This window comes from Cellulosilyticum sp. (assembly GCF_982396655.1).
The window spans coordinates 1-12309 of sequence record NZ_CEVXFV010000080.1 but is presented as its reverse complement, the minus strand read 5'-3'; the positions used below and the strand labels follow the sequence as shown (position 1 = coordinate 12309).

The following is a 12309-nucleotide window of genomic DNA, read 5'->3' as shown; positions in this document are numbered from 1 at the left end:
ACTCGGGACTTTCACCCGTTAGACTACGCCCATGCTGGGCACACCATAAAAAAAGCGGTAGAACTTTCGCCCTACCGCTTTTTTTGCCGCTCTATATATAAATTCACTTATTGGGTAACGAAAGGAGGATTAAACATCCTCCTTCGCTATTTGTTGTTGTTAATGTGAATTTTATTTTTATGGTAATTGCTTTTCTACATTGAAAAGGTATTCATCATAGTCCTTTTAGCTATTCTCTTATTCATTTTGCTCCAAAAGTCCTATCATGCCTATTTTAGCTATGTATTAAAACAAAAAAGCCTTGAATCAAAGATTCAAAGCTTTTACCCTAGTGCGGGCGAAGGGAGTCGAACCCTTACACCTCGCGGCGCTAGATCCTAAGTCTAGTGCGTCTGCCAATTCCGCCACGCCCGCAAAACCGAGTACTTGGATATAATATCATCTCTTTTAAGGTTTGTCTAGTGTTTTTTTTAAGAAATTTATTTTTTCTTGTCGAAACTCTTTAATCTTCTTCTCATAACTCCTCTTATCTCTCAATTCGTTAATCTTTTTCATACTAATCTTTCATTGTTTATCATTAATATTTCCACTTTTCCGAAATAAACTATGTGTTTCTATTTATATTTTTTAATATTTAAGGAGGATATATTATGGCAACAAAAATTTTAATGTTAGTAGGAGATTTTACAGAAGACTATGAAACCATGGTGCCTTTTCAAGCACTCCAAATGATTGGTTATACAGTAGATGCAGTATGCCCAGATAAAAAAGTAGGCGATACCATTGTTACTGCAATTCACGATTTTTTAGGCGACCAAACTTATAGCGAAAAACCAGGTCATCGCTTTGCTATTAATGCTGACTTCGACACCATTAATATAGCATCTTATGATGGCCTTCTTATCACGGGAGGACGTTCTCCTGAATACTTACGTCTTAATGAAAAGGTTGTAAATATCGTCAAATACTTTATGAACGCAAACAAACCTGTTGCTGCTATTTGTCATGGCCCTCAACTTCTTGTTGCAACGGGCTTACTTCAAGGTCGCAAATTAACAGCCTACCCATCTGTTGCACCAGAAATCAAAGCTTGCGGCGGTGAATATATTGAAGTCCCTATGGATGCTTCCTATGTAGATGGCAACCTTGTTACAGCCCCAGCTTGGCCAGCTCACCCAAGTTGGCTTGCTAACTATATTAAACTCTTCTAATATAATTCTCATAATATGAAAGGAGCTGCTACAAAGTATTTTGTAGCAACTCCTTTTAAAATTTTTAACTTTTCTATTTGGCAACAAAGCAATTCACATCGCGTTATCTATGGAATAATAAAGCTAAAAATCGAACTTTTCTATCTTACAAAAAAGGTGTTACAAACAATGTTTGTAACACCATGAGTTAGAGCGGGTGATGGGAATCGAACCCACGTAGTCAGCTTGGAAGGCTGAAGTTCTACCATTGAACTACACCCGCAGAACATGCTTGTATTATACATGTTCTTTTTAGGTTTGTCTAGTCTCTTTTTTAATTTTTTTATTATTATTTTAATAACATATCTCATCAGCCCTTGCCTAATGCCTCTATCTCCTCTAGCCATAATGTACTTTGTGCATCACTCGGCATTCTCCAATCCCCCCTTGGTGACAAACAAATACTTCCTACCTTAGGGCCATCTGGTAAACAACTTCTCTTAAACTGCTGATTAAAGAATCTATTATAGAAAACCTTCATCCACTTTAATATTTCTTTTTCATCATATACACAGTCTATTTCATCTTCCTTTTCTCTAAATGCCTGTTTTGCTAGATAAAATATCTTACTTGGACTAAATCCAAAACGTATCATGTAATACAAATAAAAATCATGTAACTCATAAGGCCCCACTACTTCTTCAGTCTTTTGTAGCAGCTCACCCTTGTCACTAATTGGCAGTAACTCTGGACTTACAGGCGTCGCAATAATATCCTCTAAAACATTTCTTGCTGTCTCACCTTTCTCTTTAGCAATCGTTCCAACCAAACTCCTTACCAACGTTTTAGGTATACTGGCATTCACAGCATACATACTCATATGATCGCCATTATAGGTACACCATCCCAGTGCCAATTCGCTTAAATCTCCCGTGCCTACAACGAATCCGCCACCTTGATTGGCCACATCCATTAATATCTTTGTTCGTTCTCTTGCCTGTATATTTTCATAAAGTACATTATGCACATTGCAATCATGTCCTATATCTTTAAAATGCTGCATACAAGCTTCACGAATAGGTATCTCCCTTATAGTAATGCCTAAATCTTTCATCAGCATCATGGCATTATCATAAGTTCTATCTGTTGTGCCAAACCCAGGCATTGTGACCCCTACAATTCCTTTCTTATCCCAGCCTAGTGCTTCAAATGCTGCTTTACTTATCCCTGATTTTAATTTTCGGCTCACTACTTTGATGACACGCATTTCTTTACTATATATTTTTGCACAATCCTTATAGCTTTTACACTTCTGACGTTCTGCTTGTAATCTCTCCACATCAATCTCGGTCACTAGTAAATAATCACCATCAATTAAATTCTCATTCTCAGCTTTAATCGCGCCATTCTCACAAATCATACTATGCCCACTAAATACAATATCTGTAGTAGACTCACCGATTCCTGCACTGGTATAGATATAACCACACATACATCTTGCAGATTGCTGACTTAAAAGCTGCTGCCTATAGCTGTGTTTAGAAATTATTTCATTACTGGCAGATAAATTTAAAATCAGTTCTGCCCCCGCCATACATAATACAGAGCTAGGTGGTATAGGTACTCAAACATCCTCACACATTTCTACACCAATTGTACCTACCTCCGGTAACTTAATGAGTAAATCGCACCCTACAGGTACCTCTTGCCCTAAGATTTCTATCTGCTTACACTTCAAATCCTCTCCTGCTGCAAACCAACGTTTCTCATAGAACTCATTATAATTAGGTATAAATTGTTTAGGGACAACGCCTACAATCTTGCCTTCAAAAATCATTACACTACAATTAAAGATCTCACTTTCCATTGCAATAGGCATTCCCACTGCTATAAGCATACTCATTTCTTTTGTAGCGTTCAGAATTTCCTCTAGCCCTCTCATGGCGCCATTTAATAAAATCTTTTGGAAAAATAAATCACCACACGTATATCCCGTTATAACAAGCTCAGGCAGAACCAAGACCGCCACTTTTTGTTTCCAAGCTTCTTTGACTTTCTCTATAATCTGCACTGCATTAAACTTACAATCAGCTACCTTTACCTTCGGTACTGCCGCCCTAACTTTCACAAATCCATGCATCCTGCCACCCCGCCTTCCTGTTATCTCCTACTGCCACTCACACTTCCTAGAACTTGCCTTCATGCAGCCTTTCTCGTATTTCCTTTAGGCTATATTCCTTAACGAACTTCCCATCTTTAAAGACCGTCTCCATTAAATTAGGTGCTTTAATAACAGCTTTATTAGTCGTACCATATCCATCTACATATTTAATCTCACCCTCTTCCTCATACACATAGCAAAGACCACGTTGAGATTTTTTGAAATGTCCTGTATCTGTTTTAGGATTTTTAAAGATTTCTATTTTCTCTCCATCTTTCTCCGCATAAGTCGCCTTAATCGCTATGCCAAATGTATCTCTTGTAAATGGATTTAAGCTACCATCTTCATTTTGAATACACTGCATTGAAAAGCTTCCTACTCCTAAAGCTACATTATTACAAGCAAATCCTTTTTCAATAAGTCTTTCATAAATCTCCTTGGCACGCTGCACAGTAATGCTATCACCATAAATTGCTTTAATATGTGGATTTAACACCTTATACCCCTTCTCATTAATTGTCCCACCAAAGATTTCCCATAAACATTCTACTGTTCCTTTTTCTTCTGGTGTATTCTTAGAAGTTGCACTTGTGCCACAGATAATATCTACCGGATCGCCACTATCTCCTCTTATAAGTAGCGTACCATTATGTGCCATAATCTCCTTTTTGCATTGTGGTAAAAGATGAGTCACTAGATTCCAATAATCATAACTATCACTTACCATAGAAAAACTTTGATTAGGATATATTTCTGTTAGTAAGCGTTTAATCATAGTAAGCTCATCACCATCAACAGTATAATTTGAACACATGACACTATGCTCTGTACTGATAGCCCCAAAGGCCACTTCTTCTTTCGTACAATCGCAATGATATATCTCTTCTAAATATTTAATAGCTGGTACAGTAGCTGTGTTTAAAAATGATAAACAAAACGCTGCACTGCTCTTAATTGCACTTTCAGTAGATTCTTGCCCTCTCATTGAGAAATCTCCTAATGCTCTATTTCTAGGGACATTATCATCTACACTTATATCAAAGTACTTATTTACAATCTGTCTATAACGATATCCCACATTAGCACTAATCATTGGGTGCCATAAGCTACAAGAAATATTCGTCTCTATCGTATTCACTAGCCATACAAAGTCTGGATGCGTATTACTAATCTCAATCATAGGTACCTTAATAGGTACACGCGTTCCTTCTGGTACAGCCTTTATTTCTAATGGCAAATAGCCCAAATCATATAAATCCTCAATCTTCTTAATGCTATAGGCACCTTCTCCTATGGTTGCATTCAAAAGCCGCTTATACTCCCCTAGCACTTCTGCTTTATCTCTCTTAAAAAAGCCTTCATTAAAAGCATCAATTAAATAATCCTTGATAAATCCCTGAAGTCCAAACATGACAAGCTTATCCTCCCCTTCTAACCTGCTCATCCTAGGGGTAAAATAAGATACCATCTTTGTAAGTTCCTTTGGATACTGCTCCGCATGAGTTGTCTTATAAAAGTCTAATAATAACAATGGATTGAGCCCAACTCTCATCATCATTCATCACTCCTCTTAATCAATCTATATTCCTGAATCTCTTGATTTCTATACTATCTCCTCTATCTCTACTACAAGTCTAATGTAATCACCTTAATCAGCTCGTGTTCCTTTGTAAAAATGCTATCTGTAGTATAAATCTCATCTACCAATCCGCTCTCAATGAGTTTTCCCTCTAAAATGCTATTTTCACAATGTGTCACATATAGATAAATTTTCTCAGCTCCTAGTTCCTTAAGTTTCTTAGCAGAAAAGTAAAATGTCCCACCAAAACTAGAAATATCATCAACTATAAGCACATTAAAAGGCTTTTTAGGAATCTCCCCAGCCACATCTAATCCCTTGATTTCACCGCTCTCCCAGTCTCTTCTTTTAATTCCAAACGCATTAGGGAATAGTATCATCTCAGCATATCTCTTTTGACTCCCACTATCTGGATAAAAGATAATATCCTTCTCTTTATTAATGCCGCTTCTCCTAATTGCTTCTTCGATATAAGGTGCAACGGGCAGTTTCTTCACCCTATCAATTAATGCACACGCCACATCTGAGTGCGGATCTAAAACATATACATGATCAAATCCCATCCCATTTAGCATTTCACTAAAATATTTCAAGGTAAATATATCTTCCTCACGTTTTACCCGATCCTGTCTAGCATTAGGAATATATGGCATTACTAAATCAAGTTTTCTCACACCATGTTCTCGTAAATGTTTTGACAAAAAATAAACTGCAATCAATTCTTCATTATTCTCAAAGTACCAATAAATCTTATTTACCTCAATATTCCCCTTGGTTCTATGCTTTAATAATAATGTCTGGTCTGGAAAATACCCCACTTTAATTTCTTCTTGATTTACTTTAATCATATATCCCACCCCTTAATAAATAATTTATTAATTAGTCTCTAATTTCAACCTGACACATCTTCATAGCCATTAGCGCATTCTCATGACTTGCTACACTTACCCCAGCACAACATTTTGCATCTACACCTATTTTAATCTCAGGACAAAATGCTTTAATTAAAAAGGCATTAGAAATAACACAAATATCAGTGCATAATCCAACTAATTCTACTTCTAACTCACTATCTTTCTTAAATTTCTCAGCCACATATTCTCCCAATGCTGTACTCCCAAATGTCCCCTTATCAAATACTCTATCTGCTTCTCTTCTTGTATTTTCAATATCCCCTTGAAGTTCCCATCCCCAAGTACCTTTCACACAATGTACTACAGGCAAATTGCTTCCTTCTCTCGTCTCTAAATAATTTTCCATATGTGTGTCTCTTGTATAAACAATCTCATTTCCTTCTGCACGATATGTTTCAATCTTATTGACTACATTTGGTACAATCTGTTCTGCTTCCTTAGTTCCTAAACTTCCTGTTATAAAATCATTTTGCATATCTACTACAACTAATAATTTACTCATTTCTTGCATCCGCCTTCTTATATAATTTTGATGGTCTATGTCCACCATTTTCTGCATACTCTTGTGTTTCTTCTACTAACTCTGATATCTTCCTTCTAAAATTAGCTACTAATAATTTTTTATCTAAAATAATCTCATATACTTGCTGTAAACTTGCTAAAGTAAATCGCTCTGGTACAAGATTTAATGCAATATCTGTATATTCTATTTTTCCTCTTAATCTCTCAATAGCAGCCGCTATAATCTTAGCATGATCAAAGGCAATCCCCTGTGCGCTAAAGTCTTCTCCATCAATATCTGCTTCTAATCTTTCTGCACCCAATCTTTCATCTTCATGTGTAAGGATTAATTTATACTTCTTTCCCTCTAGCTGCTCATAATTCACTTCAAACCAAGCTGCATCTACTGCATCTTCTGTTGCCTTTAAACTAGGATTCGTATTTAGAAGTGCAATATACGCTGTACTAATAACTCTTGTTCTAGGGTCACGTTTGGGATCACTAAAAGTATAAAGCTGCTCCATATATGTTTCTTTTACCCCAGTCTCTTCTTCTAACTCCCTCCTTGCTGTTGCTTCTGTTGTCTCATTCTCTCTCACAAAACCGCCAGGTAATGCCCACTCTCCTTTAAAAGGATACTCACCCCTTTTTATCATCAAAATTCTAAGTTTCTTCTCTGGTAACTTCCTATAATTCGTTTTAATCTCTTCTGATACTGAAAATGCCACAATATCAGTTGCCACTGAAAATCTATAATACTGATTTGCATCATAGCTTTCTAAGTACTGTGCTTCCGTCACTTTCATCCCTACCTTTATTCCTATTTTAGCTATCTTGATTTGTTTAATATATGATATGTTTGTTATTATCTTTTTGATAATAACATTTTAATATTATCTTTTAGCATTGTCAATATTTTTCCAAAAATTCTATTTGTCAATCGTAATTCTCTTTAAATCAACTTATAAAAAAAGCTAACCAAATCATAGTTAGCTGTTAAACTTAAACATACCCTATAATTTGATTAGCCTTTTATGTACTTATGCTCTATTTTTCTTCTAAACTTGTCGCAATAGATGGCATATAATTCTTCTTAGGTGTTTGTCCTTTATCCTTTGCCACCTTCGTCATCAATTCACTAAACATAACTTGTGCCTTATCTATCGCATCATTTTGAATCCCCATTGTTAACTCAGTTGCATAACTGCTTGCTTCTTTAGCATTCTTTTTATAAAGTTCACTTATTTTAGCATTGCACGCTGTTTGATTAGCTATTAATTTTTGTTCATATGCTTTCCAGAAATCTCTTACGCTTTCACCATAAGCCTCGCGATTGAGTTCTGCTAAAGTAGATAAACTTCTAAATGCCCAATATGCAGATTGCGCACTATATTCCTCACCTTGCACCTTATAGGCATCTGCAGTATCTGTAATAATATTATAGCTTGGTAAATACACTGAATGCTCCGCATTTCCCATTGCCATCCACATTACGCCACCTACCTCTTTAGGTAAAGACTTAGTCATTTGGAAAATATGACATTCTGCTTGATTTTCTGTTCCTATTGCACGCTTTGTCTTATTTTCTTCTAGATTCACATTATATATTGTATCTTCATAACGATAACGTTGGAGTTCCATCACATCTTCTAAACTAATCTTTTCATCAGCTGTTGTAAATAATTCAAAGACTTCGCTATCATAAGCTATGTCTTGTGAAGGTGAGAAGAAATGTTTTCCTCCCCACGCACGCATGCGATTCCCTTCTGTTAATGTCTCTCCATAAGTTAATGCCAAATTAAACTTGCCATCCTTTTCTTTTAGAAAACCTTGCTTAGTTGGTAAATTAATAATATCCTTAGATGCCATTACATTCTCTGTATCTGATAAATCAATATATCCTAGCATAAAACAGTTTGGAATAACTGCATATGCATCATCTGGTACCTTTACTGCTGCCCATTGATGTCCACTTAAAATCTCCATATACCAAGCTTCATCTTGATCTGCAAATAAAACAATGTTCCCTTCTGCGGCACCATACTTACTCACAATATCGCCTAAAACCTTAACGCCTTCTTTAGCTGAACTAATACGTGGTAATACAACACTAAGCATTGCCGCTTCTCTTATACCGTTATCTACTAATGGATCATATTTCTCTACAGCTTCATTTATTTGTGCTGAAACAGTCGCTGACATTGCTACGCCTTTTTCATTCATTCCTGCCTCTCCATATATCCCATCACCATGTTCCTCTACATCAGGAACCATTGTATATTTATATGTATGTTTAGGTTCTTCAATCTTAAACCCATTTAAATCTTCAAAATATGTACCTACCTTATTGTCCTTCGCCTCTACCACAACAAAGTTCTTATTATATGCTGAACCTATATCCTCAGTTCTCCCCATCATAATAGTCCCATCTGCTGTCATATCTTTTCCCACTACAATTCCTGTACAAGCTAATGTATTTACCGTAAATATACTCATACTCATAGCCATAGCTAAAAGCATTACTAATTTCTTTTTCATATCTCCACCCCATTTATATTTAATTACTTTGTTGTATATTTAAACATATGATATACTATTTTTATTTCTTAATCAAGCTTTTTATTTATTTTTATGCATATATAATAAAAGGCACCCTTCTAGGTGCCTATTCTTAATCATTTTCATAAATATTATATTGGTTTCTTCCATTATTCTTTGCCTTATAAAGCGCCTTATCTGCTTTATCTAACAAATCTTCATAGCTCATATTCCTGTGGTCTATAGCAACCCCCATACTAATTGATGCCTTACACGTATTATTATTATACTCTAGCACTGTATCCATACTAGAACATAACTCTTTTGCTTTACTGTGTAATTCTTCTATAGTATCTATCTTTTTAATATATACCATAAATTCATCTCCTCCAAACCTGGAAATGATGGCATCATTTTTAAATATCTTCTGTAAATTATGTGATAACATTACTAAAAGTTCATCTCCGCCCGCATGCCCTAATGTATCATTAACATGCTTAAACTCATCTAAATCGATAATACAAAGAGCAGATAGTCCCTTTTTTAGCTGCCCTATACGACTTTTATCTAACATCTTATAGAATCCTATACGATTATATACACCTGTAAGTTGATCCTTTTCAGCCTGTTCTTCTAGCAATGTTCTTTCCTCTACTTGCTTCTGAATATTAATTAACTTTCCAATTAGGAATAGTGGTTTTTTATGCTCATCATAAACAATAGAATATATCACCTGATACCATTCTTGTTCTTCACTATGCAAAGATAACCTTACCTGAATCTGCTCAACATCATCTTTCTTTGTATTTCTTATGATGTCTATAAACCTATGTAAGCCAGCTTGTCCAGTACACTCCCCTAATTTTTTCTCTCCATCACCTAAAGAAAGCCTCTTTTTAAGCTTCTCTCCAAATATAATGCTATCTTGCTGGTAATTATACTCAAAAATATACTCTCCTGCAATATCTGCTAATTGCTCATACTTCTTCGCATTAATGGCCAATGCCTTATTATGTGAAATCTGCAAATACATTAAGTAATATCCTACTGCAATTATGATACAGCATATTATAATTACAGTAAACAGTGCTACCATTGGATATGCTTCTATTAGGTCCTTTAATGTAGGTGGATTATATGTTCCCTGTGTATTTTTAAGTACAATAGCCTGTTTCTGCTCAGGGGATATGCTATAAATTACTTTATTAATAATAGCCATTAATCTTACATCCACATCACTTCTAAATGCTACGTAATATTTACCTTGTTCCATCACCGGTTGAACGACTAAATTATTATAATTTTTTTCTCTAAAACATTCATTTACTGTATAATAATTACTAAAAATAAAATCTACTTCCCTACCATTAACCGCTTCTAAGCATTCCTCTGTCGTACTATAATGTCTTATTATATCTGGATTCAAATTCAGATTATAATTCTTAAATTCCCCCTCTAACATCCCAAGCGTTTTTTGTTTTAAGTTATTAATATCTACTGTCTTCTGTTTTACAATAACATTTAGATACTCCAGGTAATCCTTAGAATAACTTAATTCATCTTCGTACAACTCAATTTTTTCCATACCTGCAATAGCATCAATTTTTCCTAGGCGTAACGCTCTTACTGCTTCGGTAAAAGTGTCAAATGGCTGATATACAAAATTTAAGTTGGTCTTCTCTCTTATAAATTCAAATACGTCTGCTGAGATTCCTACAAACATTTCATCTTTTTTATATTGTAATGGCCTAATATTTTCTATGTATCCTACCTTAATTTCCTTATTCTCTGCAAGGTATTCTTTTTCTTTGGTGGAAAAGAATATCTCATATGAATCATCTAAAATTAAGCTCTGACTAAAAATCTCTGTCTCTTCTATTGCAATACTCTCTTCAGGTCTTGCACTTTCCCATCTTTCATTCCATTCTTTCATAATATCTTCGAATGTTTCTTGACTTCTTCCCTGTGCCGCATCGATTATCCTTCTTTGTTGTTGACCATCATTTAATTCTAGAGCTGCCCCTAACTGACCTAATATATATCCATTATTATCTCTAGAAAAGTTACCTATAATAAATTCTACATTTTCAAATTCATTTAACCATGTCGGTAATGGATCTGCCTTTATAATAGAAACAGCGCCATTATCCCTGGCATATCCAGAGTCCTGAATCATAAAATCTATCCAGGCGCGTGCTGCTTTTTTATTTTTACTATTAATGCTAATAGCGTATGCATAATCAGCATCAATAGTCATATATTGTTTACCTTTAATACTATTTGGAAAAGGCATATAGCCTATATTATCTGGATACTCTCCTGCCGATTTAGCTTGAGGTATTATCCACGATGCCAATGCAATACATCCAACTTTACCTTCATTAAGCAATCTTTTGGATTCATCCCAATCACTCTTTGAAACATCTTCTTCACAAAGTCCTTGATTCACAATGTCATACAATAACTTATATACCCTATAGTGATTTTTTCCCTCTATAAAAGGATTTTTTTCATGAGCAAATCTATTAAACCTATAGTCCTCATCCCCTGACATTGCACCGAAGGTATAATTCTGCCAGTTTATTAAAGCCCATGCAGTATTATAATTAGTATAGAAAGGAATTGCTTCTGTATTCTCATCTATCATCTTTAAACAACTAAGAAACTCATCTATCGTTGTAGGTAATTTTTTTATTCCCGCTTCATCAAACACCTTTTTATTATAAACAAGACCCTGTGCATTAGCACACATTGGAAAACCATAAACCTTTCCATTTTTTTCTCTAACATTCATAAACAAGTATTGTTTTGAAAGTGTACTATATTCTCCTAATGGCTCAAAATATTTATCCCAATCATCATATGAAATAAAACTAGGCATTAAAAGTACATCCCCATACTCCCCTATGTCAATCATATCCTTAATCTCATTTTCATAATCACCTAATGCTACTACTTCTACATTTACATTAGGATAAATCGTATTAAACTGATCTATATATTTTTCAATATTTTGTCCTGCTGTTACTACTGTTAGATTTCCTCCTATTTGCTCGTCTTGTCCCCCTATATCAGCCTTGACATCTTTCCCTCCAATTATGAAAAGGCTAATAATTGTACAGATTATACTTATAAAAATATATCTTCTTTTCATAAAGTCTCCTTAGACTAACCCTATATTATTTTAAACCAAAAAAAGTACCACAAAACTAATTAATAAGTTTTATGGTACTTCCTTTAATTTAGAGCGGGTGATGGGAATCGAACCCACGTAGTCAGCTTGGAAGGCTGAAGTTCTACCATTGAACTACACCCGCATACTATTTTATTTATACTCTCAAAAACAAATACTACAAATTATAATTCAACCTGTTTTTTAGGTCAAACCCTCGAACCGTTAGTATTGGTCACCTGAATGTATTACTA

Annotated in this window: 9 protein-coding genes and 3 tRNA genes; 1 reads left to right on the top strand and 11 read right to left on the bottom strand. The window is 34.9% G+C overall.

What is annotated here, in order from left to right:
• Positions 1-332: 332 nt before the first annotated feature.
• Positions 333-414, bottom strand: a tRNA-Leu gene (locus tag AC1VAQ_RS19890).
• 236 nt (positions 415-650) lie between these two features.
• Between AC1VAQ_RS19890 and AC1VAQ_RS19885 the strand changes: the two genes are divergently transcribed.
• Entirely contained in the window at positions 651-1211 is a 561-nt protein-coding gene (locus AC1VAQ_RS19885; RefSeq protein ID WP_479904442.1) for a DJ-1/PfpI family protein, read from the top strand.
• 191 nt (positions 1212-1402) lie between these two features.
• On the opposite strand, the gene AC1VAQ_RS19880 is transcribed toward AC1VAQ_RS19885, so the two are convergent.
• The 10 genes from AC1VAQ_RS19880 to AC1VAQ_RS19835 form a co-directional block, all read right to left on the bottom strand.
• A tRNA-Gly gene (locus AC1VAQ_RS19880) sits at positions 1403-1473 on the bottom strand.
• 87 nt (positions 1474-1560) lie between these two features.
• Entirely contained in the window at positions 1561-2784 is a 1224-nt protein-coding gene (locus tag AC1VAQ_RS19875; protein ID WP_479904441.1) for a hypothetical protein, read from the bottom strand.
• 30 nt (positions 2785-2814) lie between these two features.
• Positions 2815-3318, bottom strand: a complete 504-nt coding sequence (locus tag AC1VAQ_RS19870) for a nitrilase-related carbon-nitrogen hydrolase (RefSeq protein WP_330697565.1) — start codon at positions 3316-3318, stop codon at positions 2815-2817.
• A gap of 58 nt (positions 3319-3376) precedes the next feature.
• Positions 3377-4909 (bottom strand): nicotinate phosphoribosyltransferase, encoded by a 1533-nt coding sequence (locus AC1VAQ_RS19865; protein WP_330697564.1) that lies wholly within the window; start codon positions 4907-4909, stop codon positions 3377-3379.
• Positions 4910-4977: 68 nt separating this feature from the next.
• Positions 4978-5778, bottom strand: a complete 801-nt coding sequence (locus AC1VAQ_RS19860; protein WP_302598070.1) for a ribose-phosphate pyrophosphokinase-like domain-containing protein — start codon at positions 5776-5778, stop codon at positions 4978-4980.
• A gap of 31 nt (positions 5779-5809) precedes the next feature.
• A complete protein-coding gene (locus tag AC1VAQ_RS19855) occupies positions 5810-6346 on the bottom strand; it encodes a cysteine hydrolase family protein (protein WP_302598069.1) in 537 nt (178 codons plus the stop codon).
• On the bottom strand, positions 6339-7151 hold the full coding sequence (locus AC1VAQ_RS19850; RefSeq protein WP_303244326.1) for an NUDIX hydrolase: 813 nt from the start codon (positions 7149-7151) through the stop codon (positions 6339-6341). Before AC1VAQ_RS19850 ends, AC1VAQ_RS19855 begins: the two co-directional genes overlap by 8 nt.
• Before the next feature lie 241 nt (positions 7152-7392).
• A complete protein-coding gene (locus tag AC1VAQ_RS19845) occupies positions 7393-8883 on the bottom strand; it encodes a C69 family dipeptidase (RefSeq protein ID WP_302598067.1) in 1491 nt (496 codons plus the stop codon).
• Between the two features lie 133 nt (positions 8884-9016).
• On the bottom strand, positions 9017-12037 hold the full coding sequence (locus tag AC1VAQ_RS19840) for an extracellular solute-binding protein (protein ID WP_479904440.1): 3021 nt from the start codon (positions 12035-12037) through the stop codon (positions 9017-9019).
• Positions 12038-12129: 92 nt separating this feature from the next.
• Positions 12130-12200: transfer RNA gene (locus AC1VAQ_RS19835), tRNA-Gly, on the bottom strand.
• Between the last annotated feature and the right edge of the window lie 109 nt (positions 12201-12309).

Coding starts and splice junctions, on each gene's coding strand:
- AC1VAQ_RS19885 (WP_479904442.1), top strand. CDS start 651: ATGGCAACAAAAATTTTAATGTTAGTAGGAGATTTTACAGAAGACTAT.
- AC1VAQ_RS19875 (WP_479904441.1), bottom strand. CDS start 2,784: ATGGCGGGGGCAGAACTGATTTTAAATTTATCTGCCAGTAATGAAATA.
- AC1VAQ_RS19865 (WP_330697564.1), bottom strand. CDS start 4,909: ATGATGATGAGAGTTGGGCTCAATCCATTGTTATTATTAGACTTTTAT.
- AC1VAQ_RS19860 (WP_302598070.1), bottom strand. CDS start 5,778: ATGATTAAAGTAAATCAAGAAGAAATTAAAGTGGGGTATTTTCCAGAC.
- AC1VAQ_RS19855 (WP_302598069.1), bottom strand. CDS start 6,346: ATGAGTAAATTATTAGTTGTAGTAGATATGCAAAATGATTTTATAACA.
- AC1VAQ_RS19850 (WP_303244326.1), bottom strand. CDS start 7,151: ATGAAAGTGACGGAAGCACAGTACTTAGAAAGCTATGATGCAAATCAG.
- AC1VAQ_RS19845 (WP_302598067.1), bottom strand. CDS start 8,883: ATGAAAAAGAAATTAGTAATGCTTTTAGCTATGGCTATGAGTATGAGT.
- AC1VAQ_RS19840 (WP_479904440.1), bottom strand. CDS start 12,037: ATGAAAAGAAGATATATTTTTATAAGTATAATCTGTACAATTATTAGC.